Consider the following 22757-nt stretch of genomic DNA (forward strand, 5'->3'; position numbering starts at 1 on the left):
GCGGATCATGCCGGGGGACGATCAGTGAATGCAAGCGGGAGCCGATCGCTTCCCCGGGAGTTCAGGGACGCCCCGGCATTTACCTCTTCTTCTTCGTCGCAAAGTACTGGCGGGCGAGTGTGGTCAGGTCGGTGCTGTAGGCTGCTTTTGCGGCATCGGCGAGGCTCCCGCCCTCCCGCACGCTCCCCACGAACTGGGCGAACCGCTGCGGCCCCCCCGCGTTCACGAGGAATTCCACGAGGCTGAAGCCGACGGAGGGGAGCGTGGCCGGCGAGAACGAGCCGTCTTCGAAGATGTCTTCGGGGCTCGGAACGCTCCCCGCGACGGTGTACGCCTCGGAGGGGAGATCCTGCAGGTAGGAGTTGGAAGGGTGCTCCTTGAACGCCATCGCCAGCCCCATTCCGCGGGCCAGCCATTCCGGTACGCTCGCGCCGCCCCGCTTCAGGAACGCTCCGGTCAGGTGGTCGATGACGCCGACGTGCAGCCCGGGGGCGGTCGCCGAGGCCGAGTCCCCGACGTCCTGCAGGCAGAGATAAGCATCTTCGTCGTTCGCCGTGACGACCGAATGGCCACTCAGTTCCCGGGGCGCCTGGCGGTTGTTGTTGGTCAGGTTGAACTCGTCATACCCGAACCGGTCCTTGATGACGAAAATCGTCAATCGGCCTTTCCACACGGGCGATTCGCCCGCGCGGAACCCCTTCCTGAGGCTGTCGAGTTGAGACGTGGCCCACTTCTGGACTTCCGCCAGCCGCTCGGGCGAGACGTTCCCGACAACCAGGAACTCAGCGTCTTCCACCTTGTTCATCGTCTCTTTCGGCAGGGCCTTCTTCCACAGTTCGGCCGTGCGGTCTTCCCGCATCTTCTTCCGCTCTTCGGGGGTCATCTTCGCGAACTTCTCGCGGGCCATTTCTTCATCGCTGCGAACGTAAGTCCGCAGCGGCGTCCGCGGGTTCTCGCCGTCGAAGGTGTTCCCCTCCTCGAACCATTTCTTGAGGTCGTCGTAGTTCTTGCGGGTGATCCGCGACTGGTTCGCCGGCATGCGGGGGTTCTCGAGACCGCCGACCAGCCGGAACAGACGGCTTTTGTCCTTGTCTCCGGGGATGATCACCTCGCCGCTTTCGCCTCCCTGCATGAGGTCGAAATACGAAACCAGCGACAGGCCGCCGCTCTTGCGCTGGGCCGAGTGACAGCCGCCGCAGAGGTTGGCCATGAACGGAGCGATATCGCGGGTGAAGGAAACGGTCTCCGTCCCCTTGGGCCTGGGGTAGTCGAAGTTACGGAGGGCGACATTGGACGACACTTCATCCAGTGTCGCCGTTTCGCTGTGGCCGTCGAACCGCGCTCCCTGGGTGATCCACAGGGCGATGATGTTGATTTCGTCGGCGGGCAGAGCCTCTTCCCCCTGCGGCATGCGGGCCTGTTCATTGTTGGTCGTGATCCGGCCAATCAGCAGGCTGCCGCGGGGATTGCCCGGAGCGAGGATCGGACCGCTGCGCCCGCCGCGCCGCCACGAGGCAAACGTATCGAGCCGCAGGTTGGCGCGGGGATTGTTCTGGCCGTGACATCCCAGGCAACGCGCCGAAACAATCGGCGCCACTTCGAGAGCGAAGCTGACCGGCTTCGGTTTCTCGGGCTTCTTGCCACTCGCCTTGTCCCTGGCCAGGGACAGCGTGTTTTTTGCCTTCTGGATCGCGATGCGGGCCGGGTTGAACACCCGGTCGTCTTCCTTCACGGCCGCAGCGGTCGCAATCGCCGCGAGCTTCTCTTCGGCCGCCGAGATCAGTTTCTCGGCCTCATCGAATTCCTTCTTCCGCACATGGGCCGACACAGGGCCCAGGCTCCTGGTGACGTCCGCGATCTCCGCACGATTCTCCTTCGTCAGTTCTCCTTTGACGGGAACCCCGGCCAGCAGGGCCAGCGTGAGAATGGCCAGGCCCAAGGGCCTGAGGGAACGCGGTGCGGGCATTTCGAAGGTCTCGAAGCAGCGGCCGGAGAACAAATCGCAATGGAAGTGTACCTCTTCAGACTACCGCAGGTTCGGAGCGATTTCAGTTCGTGTGTCCCATCGGCCGCCAGCCAGTGGCTTCACGCGCTGCCGGGCAGGCCCAACCGTCACGACCAATCCAACATAACCTCCCTATGGATATCACTTTACAGGCGAAGATGGAGTCATCTCGCAGCGATCAATGGATCTGAACTATCGTGTCGCGAACGGAGTTCTGTTCCCGTGCCGTCGCCGGACGCTCAAACTCCCCCACTGACGGGTGACATGGATGTCACAAACCTCTGCAGCTTCGTGGAATACGCCGGTACACGCCCTGGGGCGCGTCGTGTGGGAGATGTCGTGTCTCCTGGGCGACCTCACCTGCTTCGGCTTCCGCATGCTGGGGTGGCTGACGATCCGATTCCCCCGCGGCCGGACGCTGCTGCCGATCATGCACCAGATCGGCGTCGAAAGCCTGCCCGTCATCATCGTGACCGGCGGCTTCATCGGGATGGTGCTGGCCGTGCAGTCGTACGACCAGTTCAAGATGATGCACATGGAGAACCAGCTGGGCGCCGTCATTAACGTGACGCTCGTCAAAGAGCTGGGGCCCGTGCTGGCGGCCGTCATGCTCGCGGGACGCATCGGCAGTTCGATGGCGGCCGAACTCGGCACCATGCGGGTGACCGAGCAGATTGACGCGCTGGCCGCCCTCGGGGCCGATCCAATCGCCTACCTCGTCGGCCCCCGTTTCCTGGCCTGCTTCCTCCTGATCCCCGTCCTCACCATCTTTGCCGACGGGGTCGGTGTGCTGACCGGCTGGGCCTTCAGCACGACCGTCTTCGGAATCGACAGTTTCCCGTACTGGCACTTCACGAAGAAGTTCGTCACCGGCTGGGAACTGTTCACCGGCCTGTTCAAAAGCGTGTTCTTCGGGGCCGCCATCGCCGTCATTGCCTGCCACCGTGGCTTTCACGCCCGAGCCGGCGCCGAAGGCGTCGGCCGCGCCGCAACCGAGGCCTTCGTTTACTCCTTCGTGGCCATCCTCGTCGTCGATTTCCTGCTCGGCGCGTTCCTGATGAAGATGTACTTCGTCCTCTGGCCCATGTAACTCCCTTTCTCCACAACCTCCTTGTCCGCTTCCCCCCCCGTCTTCGAACTTCGCAACGTCTCCAAGCGCTTCGGCCCTCAGCCCGTGCTTCGCGACGTGACGCTCGACGTGCGCCGCGGCGAGACCCTCGTCATCATCGGTGAGAGCGGTTGCGGCAAGAGCGTTACGCTGAAGCTCCTGATGAACCTGATGAAGCCCGATCAGGGACAGGTGACCTGGGATGGCCGCCCACTGACGTCGCTGAACGATCGGGTGGTGACACGGGAACGACTCCGCTTCGGCTACCTGTTCCAGTCGGCCGCGCTGTTCGACAGCATGAACGTCTTCGAGAACGTGGCGTTCGGCCTGCGGCAGAACACCCGGATGCCCGAAGACCAGGTCCGAAACATCGTCCGCGACCGCCTCAAGGACGTCGGCCTGCGGGCGGACGTCGTCGCCGAGAAAATGCCGGCCCAGCTTTCCGGAGGAATGCGGAAACGTGTCGGCCTCGCCCGGGCCCTGGCGATGGACCCGGAAGTGATCCTGTACGACGAGCCGACGACGGGCCTCGACCCGATCATGAGCGACGTCATCAACGAACTGATCCTGCAGACCCGCGAACGACGGCCGGTGACGAGCATCGTCATCACCCACGACATGGTCACCGTCCAGAAAGTGGCCACGCGGATCGTGATGTTTTACCCGGCCGCCCGGCTGCGGCCCGATCAGCCCCAGATCATTTTCGAGGGAACGGCGGACGAGGCCTTCGACTCGGAAGACAGCCGCGTCTCGCAGTTCGTGCGGGGAGAGGCCGGCGAACGGATGCAGGAACTCGCGGCGGCGTGACCATTGGCCAGGCCAACGTCACAAAGATTTCCACGGATGGAACCATGAACGAGCGGCAATTTCACTTTCGCGTCGGCCTGTTCGTCTTTTCGGGCATGGTCACCTGCCTCGTGCTCGTCCTGCGCTTCACCGAGATCCAGAAGTACTGGCGTGAGACCTACCGCGTCGCCGTCCAGTTCAACCAGGCCCCGGGGGTCTACCGCGGCACGCCCGTCAGGCTGAACGGCATTCCCATTGGCTCCGTGAGTGAAGTGAAGCTCGGAAAGGGAGGCGACGACGCGGGCGTTCTCGTCATTCTCGAGATCCACGGCGACCGCCCCCTTCGAATCGACTCCAAACCCCTCCTCGTCCGCTCCCTGTTCGGGGACGCCACCATCGAATTCACGGCAGGAACATCTCCCGAGATCCTGCCTCCCAACAAGCGGCTGATCGGCGAAAACTCGCCCGACCCGCTCGAGGCGATCGGCCGGCTGGAGATGCGCGTCGATGAGACGCTGGCCGCGTTCCAGGCCACGAGCAAGGAATGGCAGACCGTCGCGTCCAACATCAACCGCATCGTCGACCAGAACCAGGGCCGGATCGAGGAGGTCGTTGGGCAGGCCGCCGTCGCCATCGAAGAATTCACGAAGACGATGCGATCGGCCGACCGCGCGCTCTCCCAGGCGGGCGACCTTCTGGGCGATCCGAAGTTCCAGGCGAACCTCCGCAGCGTCGCCGATGAACTGCCGGCCGTCGCGCGGGAGACCCGCGAGACGATCGCCGCCGCCCGCGAGACCGTCACCTCGGCCAAGGTCGCGATCCAGAAAGTCAGCGAGAGCCTCGATCACATCGCCAAGGCGACGGACCCGCTCGCGGCCCACAGCGCTTCGATGACGGTCAAGCTCGACCACAGCCTCGGCCAGCTCGACAGCCTGCTCACCGAACTCAACAAGTTCTCCCAGATCATCAATTCGCCGAACGGAACGATCCAGAGATTCGCAGCAGACCCGGCCCTGTATGAGAACCTCAACCGCTCGGCCGCCGCGCTGACCGTGCTCCTGAGAAACCTCGAGCCGACGATGGGCGACCTCCGCATCTTTGCCGACAGAATCGCCCGTCATCCGGAGGTGCTGGGAGTCAGCGGCGCGATCAAGGGAAGCAGCGGCGTGAAAGAGGCGGCGAACAACGCCGTGCAGCAGGCAGGAGCTGCTCGCGTCACGCAGTAGTTTCCCTTAGTCGAATGACGAAGCGCCTTCGAAAATCGCCGTGAAACCTTGAGAATAACGTGATTCTCAGGCCGACACGGCGTGTCGTTCATGACAATTTCGAAAGACTGCAGGACAGCCCCCTTGCAGACCCGCATCCGCGCGCAAGAATGCATTTAACGGTCGTCTCGGAGACGGTTGCAGTTGCAGTTAGCCCGCTCGCGACTCCCTCTCCGAACGACCGTTTTTTCTTGGATCCGGCCGCTCTCCACCGGGTGATCTCATGCAGCGCGACCAGCTGACATTCCGCAACGGCTTCCGCCTCTCCATCGCGAACCAGCGCTCCCAGGCGGCCGTGATGGTCATCCCTCCCGGCAGTTCCGAGGGAGGCCCCGACAACGACCACCGAGCGAGCGACCAATGGCTCTACGTCGTGGAAGGAACGGGAGCGGCCATCGTCAACGGGCATCGGTACCCGCTCAAGCCCGGCGCCATCATTCTCATCGAACGAGGCGATCGCCACGAGCTGAAGGCCACCGGCCGGTCGCCGCTGAAGACGGTCAATCTCTATGTCCCTCCGGCCTTTGAGGACAAAGACACGCCTCGTCCAGCAGGGATGTCTTCGCAGCGTCCGTAAGCGCTCTCCGGGGCAGGTTCTTCCGTCGCCTCCCGGCAGCAGGTAGGATGAGGCGACAGATTCAACACCCCGCGCATCCCTGGGGGCGGCGTCATGCATGAATCGGTTCTGGGCCTCGCTCTTGCAATTGTCGGGCTGTCGGCAGGCGGGCTTCCGGCCGCTGAAACAGTCCCGTCGACATCCGAGTTTTCCGCGCAGTGGCTGAGAGATCTCGGCAGCGACGATTTTCGCATTCGGGAACAAGCTGCTGACGAAATCGCCCGGGCCGGAGCCGCAGCCATCGAGCCGCTCAAGCGGGAAGCGCCGCGGATGGACCGCGAATCGGCGGTCCGGTGTCTGTCGCGTCTGGAACACTTTTCACGGGCATCCGATCCCGAAACGGCGCAGGCAGCCAACGCGGCGCTTCTCGAACTGGAAACGTCCTCAAATCCCGCAGTGGCGGAGCTGGCTGCGGCGGCTCTCGTGAAGACGGAGAGACTGCCCCCGACCGCCACCCTGCGACTCCCGCTGGGGCCGCTCCCCCGGATGAATGTCCAACTCAGCGTCCGCGTCGAAGGTCGCTCGCGAACGACGACGCAGACGATCAACGGGCAGCGGACGATCACCATCGAAGAAGATGGGGACAAGACGGTCATCGAAGATCAGGCCGGCCGCAACATCCGCGTGACGATCCGGAAAGTCGTCAACGGCGCGGAGCAGACGACGGAGCATTCTGCCGTGGACCTGGAAGACCTTCGCAGGAAGGCCCCGGAAGTGGCCCGATTGTACGAAGCCGCGACTCAGCCGAAGCAGGCCCAGGGCGTCGAACAGCTTCGCGCCGACCTGAAGGCGAAACGAGAAAAGGCCAACACCGCCGCCCGGGCGTACCTCGAACTGAACGTGGAGCGCAACCGCATGCGGCGGGAAGGAAAAACCGGCACGCCGGAATACGAGGCCCTGGAAAAGCGCGTGGAGGCCGCCCGGGAAGCACTCAGGTCGGTCCACCGCCCCTGATCCAGACGCTTCCGCTTTTACAGCCGGTTTTCCATCGCGATTCGCCGCAGCACTTCCCAGGCATAGAGCCCCGTGTTGTGGTTGTCGCTCCAGCTGACTTTCAGCGCGTAGTTCCCAGTGAGCGCGAGCGTCGAGGGATGGACATCCTCCGGGACGTTGTCGGGATTGAGCGTCCGCTCTCCGGTGAATTCGTTGACGCAGCTGGCGCATGGGCATTCCAGTCGCAGCAGGCGAAAAGGAATGCGATGCACGGCCCCATCGGGCCAGGTCAATTCAAGGATGCGCTCCTGTTTGAGAGCACGGATATTCGTCGGTTGCATGGCGCCAGTTCAGCGAGACCCGAAGCCCGGCTTCTCCAAACACGCCGGGCTTCTCACGGAGTGTAGCACGTCGCCCCGCTTCCTCCCCTCAGCTATCCTTCTCGTACCCACTCCCAACGACCAACCACCCACTCGCATTGCCCACCGCCGAGCAATACCTCCGTCCCGAAGTCATCCGCACCGTCGCGCGGCTCGATCTCCGCGCGCGGTTCATCGTTGAGGGCTTTCTCAGCGGTCTGCATGCCAGCCCGTTCCACGGTTTCAGCGTCGAGTTCAGCGAGCACCGCCGCTACACGCAGGGGGACGACCCCAAGGACATCGACTGGCTCGTCTACGCCAAGACCGACCGCTACTACATCAAGAAGTACCAGGCCGAGACGAACATCACCGGCTATCTGCTGATGGACCTCTCCGCCAGCATGGCGTACACCTATCGGCAGGAGCTCACCAAGCTCGATTACGCGATCAGTCTCGGGGCGGCGCTCGCCTATCTCATGGTCCACCAGCAGGACCCGGTCGGCCTCGTCACATTTGACGAGAAGATTCGCCATAGCCTTCCCGCCCGCAGCAAACGCTCCCAGCTTCCCAACATCCTCTCGCTTCTCGCGAAGGCCCAGCCCGGCGGCGAAACCGAGATCGCCAGGAATCTGCGGCAGTTCGCTTCGATGGTCAAGCATCGCAGCCTGCTGATGATCTTCTCCGACCTGCTGACCGACAGCGGCCCGGTGATCGACGCCCTCCGCATGCTCCGCTTCGCCGGGCACGACGTCATCGTGTTCCACATTCTCGACGAAGCCGAGGCGACGTTCCCCTTCGACGGCATGGTCGACCTGCAGGATCCCGAAACCGATCAGAACCTGATCGTCGATGCGGAAGGGATCAAGACCGACTACCTCGACGCCGTTCGCGATCTGCGGGAGACGTACAAGAAGGCCTGCTTCTCGGCCGGCGCCGACTACGTCCCGCTCGACACGAGCATGCGGTTCGACAAGGCGCTGCTGGAATACCTCTCGCAGCGGCGGGCGAGGTTCTAGGCCATTTTGATGGCGTCTGTACAGGCGATTAAACGGTTCTCGATTCGCATTTGTCCGTTCATCGACTGCGGAACCCGGAATACCAACTTTGAAGTTGTGACAGGTTTGGCCGATGATCGTTCCATTCGTGCTGCTGCTCGCGACGCTGGTCGCTCGCCTCGCGGGACGACTCGGGACGCGGTCACTCGATTCCTGGCCGGCGGCCGTGCGCGCCGGACTCGCGGCCATGCTCACGCTGACCGCCAGCGCGCACTTCAATTCGATGCGGCACGACCTGGTGAAGATGGTTCCGCCGGGCATCCCGGAACCGATGGCGATGATCACTTTCACGGGTGTCTGCGAACTCGCTGGCGCCGCAGGGCTGATGATCCCGCGGCTGCGAGTCGTCGCCGCATGGTGCCTGATCGTCCTGTTCCTCGCCCTCCTCCCGGCCAACATTTATGCGGCGCGTGAAGGAATCCGGCTGATGGGCAATCCCGCCACGCCTTTGTGGATCCGCATCCCGGAGCAGGCCGCCTTCATCGCGTTGACGTGGTGGTCCGGCATTCACAGAGCACGGCGATAACCGGCGCCGTTGCTCAACTCTTGACCGACGCGCGCCGCTGCCCCGGCATCCGGAACTGAATCGTCGGCTTCTGCCGCTGGGCTTCGCGCACGCGCTTCTGGAACACCGACAGCACATCGCTGCGGGTCAGCATGCCGATCGGCTTTCCGAGTTCGCCACGGGCCACAACCGGCAGCCGGCCGATGCCGTGGTTCACCATGTGATCCGCCGCCTGCCGCACCGTGCAGTCGTCGTAGACGAACTTGGGCGGCCGTGAGATCAGTTCATGAAGCCTCTGGTCGGCGCGAACCGCAGTGTTCAGCACATTCCTGCGGGTCAGAACCCCGACCAGGACGCCCGCCTCGTTGACCACCGGATATCCCTGGTGCGACGTCCCCGGGCCACCCGCCTCGATCCATGTCCGCACGCTTCCGACCGGGTCGTCCGCCTTCAGAGCCACCACCGGTTTCGACGCCACATCCCGAACATGAACATGATCGAGCGCATCGGCCATGTACTCTTCGGGCGTCTTGATCCCGCGACGGGCGATTTTCTCGGTCATGATCGAGTTGCGCATCAGCAGGCTCGAGGTGAGGTAAGCCGCGGCGCACCCGCCAAGGAGCGGCAGGAGCCCCACCGGCTGGAGGGTTGTTTCAAATGCGAAGACGGCCGAAGCCAGCATGGCCCGTGACGCGCCGGCGAACATCGTCGCCATCCCCACCAGCGCCGCGACGCGGACATCCACGCCGAGGAAGGGCGCCACTGTCGCGATTCCGGCTCCCATCAGCGCGCCGATGCCGCTCCCGAACGTGAGCAGTGGGGCCAGCGTCCCTCCGGATGTGCCGCTGCCGAGCGCGATGGCCCAGGAAACGAATTTCGTGCCGACGAGAACGGCAATCGTTCCGACGGGAACCGTCCCGGAGAGATGCCGCGTGATGTTGTAGTAGCCCACGCCGAGCGTATCGGGCACGTAATAGCCGACCAGACCGACCGCGAGACCGCCGATCGCCGGCCACCACATCCAGTGCACCGGAAGATGCTCGAAGGCGTCTTCGATTCCATAAACGATCCGGGTCACCCCGACTGACACGACCCCCATCAGGGCGCCGATCACGAGGTACGCGATCAAGGCCCCACCCGTTGGCTGGACGAGATTGGGCATGGGAAACGCCGGCCCCATTCCCGTGAACATCATCCGTATACCGTCGGCCGCGGTGGCCGCCAGTGCCACGGGAATAATCGACCGAGGCCGGAACTCGAACAGCAGCAGTTCAATCGCCAGCAGGACCGCCGACACGGGAGTTCCGAACACTGCCGTCATGCCGGCCGCCGCTCCGGCCGCCAGCAGCGTTTTCCGCTCGGCCGCCGTCGTGCTGAGGATCTGCCCCATCACCGAACCGAGCGCGCCGCCCGTCGCGATGATCGGCCCTTCTGCGCCGAACGGTCCGCCGGTTCCAATCGACACCGCCGCCGACAGCGGCTTCAGGAACGTGATCCGCGCGGGGATGCGGCTTTCATTCGTCAGCACCTGTTCCATGGCTTCTGGAATGCCATGCCCACGAATGGCCTTTGACCCGAATCGCGCCATCACGCCGACGATCAATCCACCGATGACGGGAATGACCACCACCCACCAGCCCATGTGGCTGACCGCCTCGGCGGGCGCGATTTCGCTGAACCCCACGCGTCCGAAGAAAGCCACATGGGTCACGAGGCCAATCAGGGCGACCAGCAACTGGCCCACGACGCCGGCGGCACAGCCGAGCAGAATCGCGAGACCGCAGATTCTCACCACTGCGCCGTCAATCGCCGACTGTTGCGCGGGAACGGCGGCCGCATCCGTCACCGCATCCAGACCGGGCGAAATCGTGAGCCCTTCCGTCGTGGCGGAAATGACGGGGGAATGATCCTTCATCGATCTGGTACTTCCATCGACGGCACGCAGGCCGGATTTCAAGAGAGGAAACAAAAAGTCCGGCCGCAGGAATGAGGCTGCGGAACCGGACCTCGTATGATGATGGTATCCTGTCCACCTGACGACCGCTGTTGAGCGGACCTTTCAGGAAAGTCACTTTTTTTTCTGGAACGAGAGCCGGCGTCCACGATGCGATTGTTTGAAGGAACCGTGTTTGACCGCCCGCCGCACTGCGAGAAATGCGGTCGGCTCGAAACGGAATGCGCATGCCCGCCGCCTGCGGTCGTCGAGATCGCGCCGGAGAAGCAAACAGTCCGCCTGCAGGTTGAAAACCGAAAACGCGGGAAGCAGGTTGTTGCGATCCGTGGGGTGAAGCTGAGCGAGGCCGGGCTTGATGCGCTGCTCACGAAATTGAAGAACAGCTGCGGGGCTGGCGGTTCGATCGATGACGGCGTGATCGAGATTCAGGGTGGGCAGGTGGAGCGGGTGCGGGCGGCCATGGAGAAGCTGGGCTACCGGGTGAAATGAAGCGGCGTCGGTCCGTTGTGCCCAACGATTCGATCGAGACGCGAGTAAATGGGTTCAGCACGTGACGTCCCGCGTCATGTCGTCGCCCCTGCAGAGCTTGAGCCCATGAAAGCACTCGCCTTTGACTCGCCTGATCCCTGGCGGTTCTACCTCGTTCATTCCGGACTGTTGCTGTTCACCGTCGGGGCGATTTTGGCCCTGTTGATTCGCAGCCGCCGACCGTCAGGGCCGTGGGACGTCGTTGCCTGGGCGTTGTTGATTCCGATCGCCGTCGTGATCGGGCGCTACCTGGAATTCGATGCACATACGGCACCGTTCGCCTATGGATTGGCTGGATTTCTGCTTCTGATCGGAGTTTCTGGAACGATCGTTTCATCGCTGCGATGGCTGAGGAAATCGACAAGTCCACAGACCGGGCTCGCGTTCGGCATGCTGGCCGGACTTGCGTTTCTGACGAACTGCATGATTCCCGTCACTCCCGCGAGAACTGCCGCGCGCCGTACGCAGTGCAAGAACAACCTGAAGCAGATCGGACTGGCCCTCCACAACTTCGCCGATGAACACGATGGCCTGCCTGAACCGATCGTTGCCACAGATCCGCCACGGTCGTGGCGAGTGGAAGTACTTCCCTATCTCGACGAGCACGCCTTGCGGAAGTCGTATCGGGACGATGCAACCTGGGACAGTGACGCGAACCTTGAACCGGGCCGCCACGGTAGGATCTACATGTGTCCTTCGATGGCTGATCCATACGACTCCAGGAAGCGAACACTGACCTGCTACACCGCAGTGACAGGCGAAAACTCTGCGTTCTCGCCAGAGAATCGAGTTCGCTTCCCAAATCTTCCGGATGGGGACTCGAACACCATTCTCGTGATTGAGGCGGGCGGGCGTGGGATCACGTGGACCGATCCGCGTGACTCAGACCTGACGACCCAGCCAATCAGGATCAACGCGGCGGGCGCTACGCCGACTGAGTCGCCCGCGATCGGTTCGTCACCGCACACGGGTGGTTGTCATGTCACGCTGGCCGACGGCTCGGTTCGATTCATTTCCGAGAACATCAATTCGGAACTTCTGAAGAAACTCCTGACCGCTGATGGCGGGGAGTCCATCGAGAACGAAGAGTTTTGAAGACTGCTCGAGCAGTGGTGTGTTCATCCGGAAGGGCTAGGCGACCTGCACCGTCGCTTTATGATCGGTGGATGCCCTCGCAAAACGAAGCCACCGCCGACATCACCAAACTGGCCGAACTGACGCAGGACATCCGCGTCGCGATGATGACGACGTTCCCGCCTGGCCAGAAACCGCATTCCCGGCCGATGTACACGACTGGCGTCGACCCGAAGACGTTCGACGGCACGCTGTGGTTCATGTCGCATGCCGAGTCGGTCAAGAACGACGAACTCGCTCAGAATCCCGAAGTGCTCCTCACCTACGCCGCGCCCGACAAGAACCGCTACGTCGTCGTCTACGGCCGCGGCCGCATCGAGAAGAATCGCGAGAAGGCCAAGGAACTCTGGAACGTCCACGCCAAGGGCTGGTTCCCCGGCGGCCCGGATGACCCTGCGCTCACCCTGATCGGCTGCGAAGTCACCACGGCCGAGTATTGGGATGGCCCGGCGCCCACTTCGTACTTGCTGAGCCTTCTGAAAGCGGTCGCGACCGGGACGAAGCCGCAGACGACGGGCGAGCACGGCAAGGTGACGGCGCGTTAAGAACGGTTTCTGTGTGCGGTCCTTCTGATGGAGGCTCTCATGCGGAACCGCACCCTGGCCTTGCTGCTCGTCGGATTACTCGCCGGGCTGGCCGTGGCCGTCGCCATCTCAATCAAATCCGACGGCTCTTACGCCGGACTGTTTGTCGGAGTATTCCTCGTCCCCATGGCGATGGTCATGTCCGCTCTCGTTTGCCTGGCCTGCGGCCTCCGGCAGGAACCGAGTCGCCACCGATGAGACCGTCGGGCAGGCTCGCGCCATGCGTTGCGGCTCCCCCTCACCAGATTTCCGTCAGGCAGCAGCCTGACCTACAGCGGCGCATCATTATTCTCCGGCCGGCCCTCAACGTAGAACCAGTTGTGAATCGGGTTCAGGATCTCCTGCACCTCGGCCAGCAATTGTTGATCCATTGGTTCCACGGCCCACCTGGCCCATTCGCGAACCCGCTCCGGCCGGGCGCTGCCGGTGACGCACGTCGTCATCTCCGGATTGGCCACGGAGAACTGCAGGGCGAGCTTGGCGATGTCGCTGCCGCGGGACTTGCAGTGCTCGGCCGCCTTCCGGGCCGTTTCGCGGACCAGCGGCGTCGCCTTATGCCAGGGCGGCAGCGGGTCGTTCGTCAGCAGCCGGGCCGAGAACGGTGCGGCATTCATGATGCCGACGCCCTTCTGCTTCAGGTACGGCACGAGGTCGCCGTACATCGTGTTCTGGAGCGTGTAGTGGTTGTACGACAGCACGACATCGAGCGGCGTCTGGTCGAGGATGAACTTGAACATCTTCATCGGGTATCCCGAGACACCGATGAACTTTACCTTCCCCTTCGCCTGCTCCTTGCGCAGGGCCGGCAGCGTCTCGTCGACGATCTGCTGCATGTTCACGAACTCTATGTCGTGGCAGAGCATGATGTCGACATGGTCGACGCCCATCCGCTCCAGGCTGATGTCGACGCTCTCCGTCACCCGCCGCGCCGAGAAATCGAAGTGCGAACCGCTATACCGGCCGAGCTTCGTTCCCAAGAGGTAAGAGTCCCGCGGGACGCCGCGCAGGGCGACTCCGAGCAGCACTTCCGACATCCCCCGCCCGTAGAAGGGGGACGTGTCGATAAAGTTCATCCCCGATTCCAGCGCCGCCGGAACCGCCGCCAGTGCCTCATTGATATCAACCTTCCGGAACTCCTGCCCGAGCGACGAAGCGCCAAAGCTGAGGATCGGAAGTGACAGGCCGGTGTTGCCGAGGGGACGACGGGGGAGCATGGTTTCTGGGGGAAAGAAAAGGGGGAACAGAAGGAAAGGAAGAGAAGGAAGGAGTCGGATGGAGTGGTCGTTTAGACAATGATCGATTCACCAATAAAGAAGGGCCAGGACGCAAATGTCTGTCGGGCCCGCAATCGGTGAGGGGATGCGATTCTTCCTTTCCTTCCTTTCCTTCTGTTCACACTCTTCTCTCATCAAGGGGATTTTACGTCACTGAAGGTTTGCGCCAGGCAGCAGCATCCGATGCAGTCCGTCATTCAATTTGAGTTCGTGGAAATTGAAGAGAAGCCCGACAGGAAGATCAAGCAGCCGCATGTAGCTCCACAGTTGAGCCTTGTGGACAGGGTGGACCTCCTGCACGGCTTTCACCTCGATCAACAGGCAGTTGTCCGCGACCACGTCGAACTTCAGCGTCTCCTCAAAGCAGATGTCCTTGTACCGGACCTGGACCTGTTGCTGGGCCTGACAGGAGACCCCGCGCAGCAACAATTCGTGGACGAGGCAGCGTTCGTAAATGCTTTCCAGCAGGCCTGGGCCAAGCGTCCGATGGACCTCGATCGCTGCTCCGATCGCGACGGATGAGAGTGCGTGAGCCCGGCTATACAGAGGATGCATGCGTAAGCCCGACTTGAGATCTGAAGAATTGAACAGAAGGCAAGGAAGAGAAGGAAGGGGCTTTGTGTGAGTTCATCCGAAGGTCGAAAAATCGTTCTGGATTCGCTCCAAGTCCGCTGAACAGCTCCAACGGACGTCTGCCGTTCTTCCTGTCCTTCCTTACCTTCTGTTCGAAACCGCTTCACCCAGCGCCGTTCAATACTCGTTCGCGGCCCCGGCGTCGCTCGCCGCTACGCTGGCGGCCGACGACTTCATCACCGCCTGCCGGATCTCCCGGCTTTCGGCTTCTGTCTTCAGCTTGGTGATCGCCGAGTCGAGCGTCATGAAGCCCAGGTCGCCGCTGATCCGGTCTCGCACGCTCACGCCGCCGTTGGCCTGGTCCTTGGGACCGACCACCAGCATGTAGGGCACAAGCTCCAGCTGCGCGTCGCGGATCTTCTTGTTGACGTTGGCGCTGCGGTGGTCGACGGTCACCCGCAGACCTTCCATTCGCAGCTTCGCGGCGACCTCTTCTGCATACGGGAGCATGCCGTCGTTCAGGCCGAGCACGCGCACCTGCTCCGGCGCCAGCCACAGCGGGAACGCGGCCGCGAAGTGCTCGATCAGCATCCCGCAGAAACGTTCCATCGAGCCGAACGGCGCCCGGTGAATCATCACCGGCCTGTGCGCCGCATTGTCGGCCCCGATGTATTCGAGGTTGAACCGCTCGGGCAGGTTGTAGTCGAGCTGGACGGTTCCCAGCTGCCACTCGCGGCCCAGGCAGTCACTGACCATGAAGTCCGCCTTGGGGCCGTAGAACGCCGCGTCCCCCTCGGCGCTGGTGAAGCTGAGGTTGGAGTTCTCGAGCACGTGCTGCAGCGTCCCTTCGGCCCGATTCCACAGTTCGTCCGAACCGACGTACTTGTCGGACTTCGGATCGCGCTTGGAAAGCTGCACGCGGTAGTCTTCGAGTCCCACGCTCTTCAAAACGAACTTCACGAGATCGAGCGTGCTCTTGAATTCCGCTTCGACCTGGTCGGGGCTCACGAACAGGTGGGCGTCGTCCTGGGTCAAGCCGCGGACGCGCAGCATGCCGTTCAGTTCGCCCGACTGTTCGTGGCGATAGACGGTGCCGAACTCGGCCAGTCGCACTGGCAGGTCCTTGTAGCTCCGCGGAGCCGCCTTATAGGCCTGGATATGGTGCGGGCAGTTCATCGGCTTCAGCAGGTAGCGCTCCTGCAGCCGCTCCCATTTCTTCAGGTAACCGGCGCGGTCTTCCGGGCTGGCCGTGGCCGGATAGTCGTGGAACTGGCAGCCCAGCGCGGCGGCCGCACTGAGGAAGTCCTTCTCGACCTTCTCGGTCAGCTGGCCTTCCTGCAGGCGGGTCTTCCAATGGTCGACCAGCTGCCCGGCGGGATGGCCGAACAGCGGCGGGAACTGCGACTCGCGGTAGTACGGGAAATGTCCGCTGGTCTCGTACATTTCCACCCGTCCGACGTGCGGCGAGTAGACCGGCTGATAGCCACGGCGGACCAGTTCCTTCTTGATGAAGTCTTCCAGCAGGGCGCGGACGGTCGCCCCTTTCGGAAGCCACAGGCACAGCCCCTGTCCCACGTCGTTGGAAATCGTGAACAACTGATGCTGCTTGCCCAGCACGCGATGGTCGCGGCGCTTCGCTTCCTCGATCTGAGTCAGGTAGGCATCGAGATCCTTCTGACTGAAGAACGCCGTTCCATACAGCCTCTGCAGTCCGCGGTTGTTGGCGTCTCCCTTCCAGTACGAGCCGGCCACGCTCAGGAGCTTGAACGCCTTGATCCGCCCGGCGTCCGGGATGTGCGGTCCGCGGCAGAGGTCGACGAACTCGCCCTGGCGATAGAAGCTGAGGTCCTGGTGGTCGGCCAGGCCGGTGTTGATATGTTCGACCTTGAGGTCCTGCTTGAGATCGCCGCAGAATTTGAGCGACTCATCACGCGACATGTGGAACCGCTCGAACGGTTCGGCCTCTTTGATGATCTCGGCCATCTCGGCCTCGATGCGCGGGAAGTCTTCCTCGCTGATTTTGTGCTTGAGGTCGAAATCGTAGTAGAAGCCGTTCCCGGTGGTCGGCCCGAAAGCGAGACTCACACCGTCGTACAGCCGCATGACGGCCCGGGCCATGATGTGGGCGCACGAATGCCGCAGAACGCCCAGGGCCTCCGGGTTCTTGTCGGTCAGCAGGCGCATCGGAATGGGCGACGCCGTCGACGCTTCAACGAGCGGGCGGGCCGCATCGACAATCGTGCCGTTCACTTCGGCCGCAATCGTGGCGTTGGCGAGCCGCTCGCCGATGGAACGGGCGACATCGAGGGCCGAGGCCGATTCAGGGAAATCTTTGAGGGTGCCGTCAGGCAGTTGAACGCTGGGCATGTGCAAGCAGACGCAAGAAACCGCCGGGAGGTTCGAGAGATCGCCGGTCGGAAGGTGGTTCCCAGCCGCGGCCGCCGATACGAGGGGCGACGCCAGCGCAGCCAGGGAGTCAGCGCGTTTCTAGCGGGAAACGCGAACCGGGGGAAGCGGGAGGTGGCTCCGCAGGATTGCCAGCGGCATGAACACCCTGTCCGGCCCGGTATGGCTTCATTTCCGCAGATAGTCGGGGCTTGCTCACAGGGATAGACTTCAGAAAACTCCTGAACCGCCGGACGCAGCCCGGCGTTTCCGTCCCACAGTCTGTTTCCGATTGGCGTATTTCGTCCCACTGCATGCCGGCCTGGTTGAACAAAGCGAGCAACGTCTTCCGGCGAAACACGCCGGAGGTTGAGCATCCGTTCGCTGTCCCGTGCGAGTGCGGACTGGTCCACCGCGGGATGCGCCGCAACCGGCATCAGAAGATCGTTTGCAGGGAATGCGGCGCCACCCGGTTTGTCCTCCCCAAGGACGTCTACCCCGCGCCGAAGAACCGCCCGGCCGAACCGGCGGCCCCTCCCGCCGCGCTCCCCGTTCTGAACCCGACCAAGGAACCGGCGGGCAGGCGCGGGAAATCGGTCGGCCGCCCGGAGAAACCCAGCCCGAAGGCGGCGCGGGACGCCGCCCCGGAATTCTTCGTCGTCCCCGCTAGCGGCCGGCTGGTCACGCCGTTCCGCATCGTCGTCGTCAGCATCGCCGCTGTGGCCCTCATCACGACCTATCTCACCGTCCAGAAGGTCCGGCGCGACGCCGCGACCACAGCGCTTCGCGAATCGACCGACGCCGCATGGGCCGCCGTCAAGAATCGCGACTGGAGAACAGCCAGCGAGCAGTTCGAGTTGGCGACCGCCGCCGTGACGACGCTCGGCCGACGCGACAGCACCGCCAGGCGCCTCGAATCGGGACTTCGCGAATCACGCACGATCGACCAGCTCTCCCCGAAATCATTGCTCGAAATCCTGGCCGAGGCCGATGCGACATCGGCCGATGCGGACAAATGGAAACGCCAGTTCCAGACCCACTATGAAGGACGCTGGCTCGTCTTCGATGGTCCCGTCGACCGGAAGCAAAACGGCTGGCAGGTCTCCTTTCCGGTCACCGTCGGCAAACGCAACCGCATCGTCCGCGTGCTCATCGACTCGGCAGCGTTCGACGACCTGAAAGAGTCCGACGGCGAACAGGGGGTGATTCTCGCGGCCAGACTTGCGGGCTGCGAACTCAGTGACAACAAGAACGTCTGGAACGTCACCTTCGAGCCCGACAGCGGATTCCTGTGGAGCCTGCCCGAGACGTTTGACGCACTCGGCATCGATGGCGGCGAGTTCCGATCCCCCGACCAGACGAAGGACCTCCTCACCCGCCAGGCGGAACAGAATGGCATACTCTCCGAGGTGACCCCGTGAGCCGCGGCCCCTTCACCGCAACCCTGCGCGCCGCCGTCGTCCTGCTGGTTCTGGCATCGGCCGGGCGATCGGCGTTCGCCCAGGGGGAGGCCGAATCGATTCAGGCGTTCGTCGAACGGAAGGAACAATGGGGCGCGCTGGCCGGCGCGCGATTCGTCATTGAAGGCCGCGTTGCCTTTCTGAGCCCCCAGACGATCCAGTTCGATCGCTGCGACCTCGTCTTCCGCCTGCCGCCGGGAACCCCCGTGCTGCCGCGCGATACGCGCGTCGCTGAGGTGACCGGCAAACTCGTCCGCGAAGGCATGCGCGTGTCCTTCGACGTCGAGTCGCTCCGACGCCGGGACAGCGACGTGGAAACACTGCGCAGTCGCCGCGGCCGGATCGACTCCACCCGCCCCGAAGCCTGGTTCGAACTCGCCGACTGGGCCGCCGGTCGCGGGGCGTTCTATGAGGATTCCGAACTGAAGAAGCGGGCTGAAGAGTTGCGTGAGATCGGTTTGACCGCAGAGTCGCGGCGCCTGAAATCGGATGACGCGGCCGGATATCTCGAACTCGCCAGACGTGCGGCCGCCTGGAACCTCGACCAGGGCGTCGGCTGGAAGTTCACGCATGACGCCGTCCGTATCGAGCTGACGAAGGCCCGCAACGACCCGATGAACAACGGCGGGGCCGTTCTCGCGATGGTTCTCAAGAGCCTGCCCGGCGCCAACACGCCGTTGACGCCTGAGGACGAACCGCTGCGCCAGGCCTACGACCGGAACTACGCCGAGACCTATGCCCGGGCCGATACCGACACTCGGTTCAAGCTCCACCGTGCCCTCTACATTCAGATTCTGCTCGCACTCATCGATCGCGATATCGATCCGGAAGGAAAGAACGGCTACGCCGTTGCGGCGCGGATCTCGAGCCAGATTCCGGAGCTCGAAACACTCGCCGAATCGCACCGCAAGAAGGAACTCGCCTGGCTCAAAAGTCGCGTCACGTCGCTGACCCGAGATGAAATTGTCGACTTCGCAAAGAAGCTGACCGACCGCAAAGAGGACGCCGAGTCGAAGCAGGTCCGCCAGGACTGGCTCCGCTCCCGCGAACCCGCCGCACGGCTCGCCGGAACCCGCGGGCTCACGCAGCTGGCCGATGACTACATCGCCCTTCTGAACGACGAGAAGACGGCGATCACTCTCTACGAGGCCGCCTGGGTCTCCAATCCTCAGTCGCCTGAAGTGACCGACTGGCTGACGAAGCGTGGCCTGGTCGTTGATGGGAACCGCTGGGTCCCCGCGAAGATGGTCGCCCAACCGACGGAAGACCGGTTCGCACAGGCGATCCAGGAAGGCCAGGTCCTTCCGGGCATGACCGGCGAGCAGGCCCGCGCCGCACTCGGCACGCGTCCCTCGTCCATCATGCGCCAGGCGTCCCTCGGTCAGGTCACCGAGCTCTGGATCTACAGGACTGAGGGGCTCGTCGTCACGCTGTCGCGCAAGACCGGCAACAGCGAATCGCACGTGGAGAAGGTCGCCTCGCTGCCTGATGAAGCTCCCTGACTGCCCCGCCTCAGAGCGTGCGGTGAGATGTCCCCGCCGCGATGGCCTTCGGCCAGAAGGAAGCCAGCAGCGATCCGGTCCGTGCGTAAGGGACACAGATTGTCACCCGCGATCGTGGACTCCCGATCGAAGTGTCCACCCGGATCTCCGCCACAGGAACCTGCAGCGCCGCACTGATCGCGGCCCTTTCGGACGCGATGACTTCGGCCCGGGATTCACCGGCTCCGGCGACGCGATCGGCCGCGCTCGCCAGCCGGGCTTCGATGTTCAAGGCATGCCGGACTTCCACCACTCCCAGCAGGAGCAGGCCCGCGACGGGCGCAAGAAGTACCAGTTCAATCCACAGCGCTCCGTTGCGTGTACGGCGGGAGAATGGCAGCTTCGCCGACATGGGAGGTGCTCCACCAGCGAAAGAATCCGGGGACTCTGGATCGTGGCATCGCCCAAACATAACCTCCATTTCGGGTCTCGTTGCCGAAACGCAACATTTCCAGCCCTGCCGCCGAGTCAGACGTTCCGGTTGTAGGCACTGGGGCGACGAGACTGTTCGGGAGAGGAACTGACGACATGGCGAAGACCATCTTCAAGCGGATCATCGACAGGGAGATTCCGGCCGCGATCGTTTACGAAGACGACGAGGTCCTCGCCTTCAACGACAACAATCCACAGGCCCCGGTCCACGTTCTGGTGATCCCGAAGAAGGAGCTCCCCTCCGTCGCCGATGCGGGCGATGACGACACGCTGCTCCTCGGCAAGCTGCTGATGGCTGTCCGGAATATCGCCCGGCAGCAGGGTCTCGAGAACGGCTACCGCATCGTCATCAACACCGGCCCCGACGGCGGACAGACCGTCTCCCATCTCCACCTGCATCTCCTCGGCAAACGCCCGCTGCACTGGCCGCCCGGCTGATCCCGGGAGCAACGTCCGGCCTCAAGCAGCCGCGCCTCTGCCCGGTTCGGCCGCTTCCTGAAATCCGGCGAGTGGCTCGAATTGATGACCGCCGGCATTTCGTCCGACTGCGCGGATGACTGGCAGTCGGAGCGGTGTGCGAAGGCGTCAGTCTCGCTGGCGCGGAGATTCTCTCGGTCTGCGCAAATCCCCATGCCGGGATGCGCGCCCTGTGATCTACCCGCTCAAGCCGGCAGCTTTTACCGTCCAAACAACACTTGTGTGGACAATGCTTGTCCGAACAAGTATTGTGGGCGAATCGTCCTTCCTCTGACAGGCGTCGCCGTGGCCGCTCCCGAGGCACTCCCCGCTCTCCCACCCGGAAAACGCCGCGCGGCCGTCGGCCTCGGCCTCTACTCCCTCCTGCTCATCCAGGCCGTCTCCAGCTTCCTGATCGTCCGCTGGATGGGCGAACGAAATGCGTTCGGCATCGTCGCCAGCCATGTCCCCGCAGCCACCGCAACGAGCGCCCCCAGGGCCTCCGCTGTGGACATCGAGTTTCACGTCCTGGTGACCCTGGTCGCGGTGATCGGCGCCGGCCACCTGCTCGCCCGCCTCTTCCGCCGCTGGGGACAACCTCCCGTCGTTGGTGAAGTCGTCGCCGGCATCTGCCTGGGACCATCGGTCCTTGGCTATTTCGCCCCCTCGCTGATGCACCAGCTGATTCCGTCCACGACCGCCGATCCCCAGGGGGCGGTCGCCGCAGCACTCAAGATGATCGGAGAGCTGGGGGTTCTGCTCTACATGTTTGTCGTCGGGCTCGATCTCAATCTGGTCAAGCTCCGCAACAAGGCGGGCGCGGCCGTCGCCATTTCCCACGCCAGCATTCTGTTCCCGTTCGTCCTCGGCGCCGTCCTCTCACTCTGGCTGCATCCGCTCTACGCGCCCGAAAACATCGCCTTTACGCCATTCGCGCTGTTCCTCGGCATCGCCATGTCGATCACGGCGTTCCCCGTCCTGGCCCGCATCCTCACCGACCGCAACCTCGAAACCACTCCCCTCGGCATGATGGCCATGGCCTGTGCCGCGGCCGATGACGCGACCGCGTGGTGCCTGCTCGCTGTGGTGGTCGGCATCGTCCAGACCCAGGCCGGAAGCACCATTGCCGTCTGCCTCAGTGCGCTGGGGTACATCCTGGCAATGTTCGTCGTGGTCCGGCCCCTCGTCGTCGCCTGGTGCCGACGTGTCGATCTGCAGGTCGGCGCCCTGACAAACGGCGTCCTCGCGGCCGGCTGCGTCGGCGCCCTGCTCTCGGCCCTGATCACGAAGACGATCGGCATCCATGCCATCTTCGGAGCCTTCCTGCTGGGAGCGGTGATCCCCAGCGACAGCCGGGTCGCCGGCTTCCTCAAGACGCGTCTTCGTGATTCCGTGACTGTCCTCCTCCTCCCGGCGTTCTTCGCCTATACCGGAATGCGGACGCAGATCGGCCTCGTCTCTGGATGGCAGCAGTGGCTCGCCGTCGCCGTGATCATCGTCGTGGCAACCGCGGGGAAATTTGGCGGGACAGTGATGGCCGCCCGCTGGACCGGAATCGGCTGGCGCGACTCCGCCGCGCTCGGCGTCCTGATGAACACCCGTGGCCTGATGGAGCTGATCGTGCTCAACATCGGCCTCGATCTGGGTGTCATTTCCCCAACGCTCTTCGCCATGATGGTCCTCATGGCGCTGGTCACCACAATCAGCACGTCACCGATCCTGGCGCGTCTGATGCCCGAATCGCTGAAGGCCGAACCACCCACCCTTGCCCCGGCCCGGCCGCCCCTCCGTTGATCGTCCGACC

22 protein-coding genes are annotated in these 22757 nt (G+C 63.5%); 15 read left to right on the forward strand and 7 right to left on the reverse strand.

Annotated elements, in window-relative coordinates:
- Nucleotides 1–79: 79 nt before the first annotated feature.
- On the reverse strand, nucleotides 80–1966 hold the full coding sequence (locus tag Pan44_RS07105; protein ID WP_145028648.1) for a c-type cytochrome domain-containing protein: 1887 nt from the start codon (nucleotides 1964–1966) through the stop codon (nucleotides 80–82).
- 307 nt (nucleotides 1967–2273) lie between these two features.
- On the opposite strand from Pan44_RS07105, the gene Pan44_RS07110 reads away from it, so the two are divergent.
- From Pan44_RS07110 to Pan44_RS07130, 5 genes are all read left to right on the forward strand, one after another.
- Nucleotides 2274–3095 (forward strand): MlaE family ABC transporter permease, encoded by an 822-nt coding sequence (locus Pan44_RS07110; protein WP_145028650.1) that lies wholly within the window; start codon nucleotides 2274–2276, stop codon nucleotides 3093–3095.
- A 21-nt stretch (nucleotides 3096–3116) separates the two neighbouring features.
- Nucleotides 3117–3920 carry an ABC transporter ATP-binding protein gene (locus tag Pan44_RS07115; protein WP_145028652.1) on the forward strand — a complete coding sequence of 268 codons (804 nt, stop codon included), beginning with the start codon at nucleotides 3117–3119 and terminating at the stop codon, nucleotides 3918–3920.
- Nucleotides 3921–3964: 44 nt separating this feature from the next.
- Nucleotides 3965–5125: an MlaD family protein gene (locus Pan44_RS07120; protein ID WP_145028654.1), complete on the forward strand. Its 1161-nt coding sequence runs from the start codon at nucleotides 3965–3967 to the stop codon at nucleotides 5123–5125.
- Nucleotides 5126–5387: 262 nt separating this feature from the next.
- Nucleotides 5388–5741 (forward strand): cupin domain-containing protein, encoded by a 354-nt coding sequence (locus Pan44_RS07125; protein WP_145028656.1) that lies wholly within the window; start codon nucleotides 5388–5390, stop codon nucleotides 5739–5741.
- 93 nt (nucleotides 5742–5834) lie between these two features.
- Entirely contained in the window at nucleotides 5835–6734 is a 900-nt protein-coding gene (locus tag Pan44_RS07130; RefSeq protein ID WP_145028658.1) for a hypothetical protein, read from the forward strand.
- A gap of 17 nt (nucleotides 6735–6751) precedes the next feature.
- Here the strand turns inward: Pan44_RS07130 and Pan44_RS07135 are convergent, their stop codons facing one another.
- Nucleotides 6752–7054, reverse strand: coding sequence for a DUF971 domain-containing protein (locus Pan44_RS07135; protein ID WP_145028660.1), 303 nt, complete (start codon nucleotides 7052–7054; stop codon nucleotides 6752–6754).
- Nucleotides 7055–7191: 137 nt separating this feature from the next.
- Between Pan44_RS07135 and Pan44_RS07140 the strand changes: the two genes are divergently transcribed.
- Both Pan44_RS07140 and Pan44_RS07145 read left to right on the forward strand, forming a co-directional pair.
- Nucleotides 7192–8088, forward strand: a complete 897-nt coding sequence (locus tag Pan44_RS07140; protein ID WP_145028662.1) for a DUF58 domain-containing protein — start codon at nucleotides 7192–7194, stop codon at nucleotides 8086–8088.
- A gap of 112 nt (nucleotides 8089–8200) precedes the next feature.
- A complete protein-coding gene (locus tag Pan44_RS07145) occupies nucleotides 8201–8653 on the forward strand; it encodes a DoxX family protein (RefSeq protein WP_145028664.1) in 453 nt (150 codons plus the stop codon).
- 13 nt (nucleotides 8654–8666) lie between these two features.
- On the opposite strand, the gene Pan44_RS07150 is transcribed toward Pan44_RS07145, so the two are convergent.
- Nucleotides 8667–10547, reverse strand: a complete 1881-nt coding sequence (locus Pan44_RS07150; RefSeq protein ID WP_145028666.1) for a chloride channel protein — start codon at nucleotides 10545–10547, stop codon at nucleotides 8667–8669.
- A 189-nt stretch (nucleotides 10548–10736) separates the two neighbouring features.
- Between Pan44_RS07150 and Pan44_RS07155 the strand changes: the two genes are divergently transcribed.
- The 4 genes from Pan44_RS07155 (at nucleotide 10737) to Pan44_RS07170 (ending at nucleotide 13030) form a co-directional block, all read left to right on the forward strand.
- The gene (locus tag Pan44_RS07155) at nucleotides 10737–11075 is read left to right on the forward strand and encodes a translation initiation factor (protein WP_145028668.1); all 339 of its coding nucleotides are present in this window, start codon (nucleotides 10737–10739) and stop codon (nucleotides 11073–11075) included.
- A 105-nt stretch (nucleotides 11076–11180) separates the two neighbouring features.
- A complete protein-coding gene (locus tag Pan44_RS07160) occupies nucleotides 11181–12209 on the forward strand; it encodes a DUF1559 domain-containing protein (protein WP_197453912.1) in 1029 nt (342 codons plus the stop codon).
- A 71-nt stretch (nucleotides 12210–12280) separates the two neighbouring features.
- Nucleotides 12281–12793 (forward strand): pyridoxamine 5'-phosphate oxidase family protein, encoded by a 513-nt coding sequence (locus Pan44_RS07165; protein ID WP_145028672.1) that lies wholly within the window; start codon nucleotides 12281–12283, stop codon nucleotides 12791–12793.
- Between the two features lie 39 nt (nucleotides 12794–12832).
- Nucleotides 12833–13030, forward strand: a complete 198-nt coding sequence (locus Pan44_RS07170; RefSeq protein WP_145028674.1) for a hypothetical protein — start codon at nucleotides 12833–12835, stop codon at nucleotides 13028–13030.
- A 71-nt stretch (nucleotides 13031–13101) separates the two neighbouring features.
- Here the strand turns inward: Pan44_RS07170 and Pan44_RS07175 are convergent, their stop codons facing one another.
- The 3 genes from Pan44_RS07175 to thrS form a co-directional block, all read right to left on the reverse strand.
- Nucleotides 13102–14046 (reverse strand): aldo/keto reductase, encoded by a 945-nt coding sequence (locus Pan44_RS07175; protein WP_145028676.1) that lies wholly within the window; start codon nucleotides 14044–14046, stop codon nucleotides 13102–13104.
- Nucleotides 14047–14256: 210 nt separating this feature from the next.
- Complete coding sequence (locus Pan44_RS07180; protein WP_145028678.1) at nucleotides 14257–14661, reverse strand: GxxExxY protein; 405 nt, start codon at nucleotides 14659–14661, stop codon at nucleotides 14257–14259.
- A gap of 195 nt (nucleotides 14662–14856) precedes the next feature.
- Entirely contained in the window at nucleotides 14857–17046 is a 2190-nt protein-coding gene (gene thrS, locus Pan44_RS07185) for a threonine--tRNA ligase (protein ID WP_145028680.1), read from the reverse strand.
- Nucleotides 17047–17378: 332 nt separating this feature from the next.
- On the opposite strand from thrS, the gene Pan44_RS07190 reads away from it, so the two are divergent.
- On the forward strand, nucleotides 17379–18485 hold the full coding sequence (locus Pan44_RS07190; RefSeq protein WP_145028682.1) for a hypothetical protein: 1107 nt from the start codon (nucleotides 17379–17381) through the stop codon (nucleotides 18483–18485).
- Nucleotides 18482–20026: a hypothetical protein gene (locus tag Pan44_RS07195; RefSeq protein ID WP_145028684.1), complete on the forward strand. Its 1545-nt coding sequence runs from the start codon at nucleotides 18482–18484 to the stop codon at nucleotides 20024–20026. Before Pan44_RS07190 ends, Pan44_RS07195 begins: the two co-directional genes overlap by 4 nt.
- A 10-nt stretch (nucleotides 20027–20036) precedes the next feature.
- Here the strand turns inward: Pan44_RS07195 and Pan44_RS07200 are convergent, their stop codons facing one another.
- Nucleotides 20037–20417, reverse strand: coding sequence for a hypothetical protein (locus tag Pan44_RS07200; RefSeq protein WP_145028686.1), 381 nt, complete (start codon nucleotides 20415–20417; stop codon nucleotides 20037–20039).
- 176 nt (nucleotides 20418–20593) lie between these two features.
- On the opposite strand from Pan44_RS07200, the gene Pan44_RS07205 reads away from it, so the two are divergent.
- On the forward strand, nucleotides 20594–20935 hold the full coding sequence (locus tag Pan44_RS07205; RefSeq protein WP_145028688.1) for a histidine triad nucleotide-binding protein: 342 nt from the start codon (nucleotides 20594–20596) through the stop codon (nucleotides 20933–20935).
- A 324-nt stretch (nucleotides 20936–21259) separates the two neighbouring features.
- Nucleotides 21260–22747, forward strand: coding sequence for a cation:proton antiporter domain-containing protein (locus Pan44_RS07210; protein WP_231754245.1), 1488 nt, complete (start codon nucleotides 21260–21262; stop codon nucleotides 22745–22747).
- The last annotated feature ends 10 nt before the right edge of the window (nucleotides 22748–22757 follow it).

It is taken from the genome of Caulifigura coniformis, from assembly GCF_007745175.1.
GTDB lineage: Bacteria > Planctomycetota > Planctomycetia > Planctomycetales > Planctomycetaceae > Caulifigura > Caulifigura coniformis.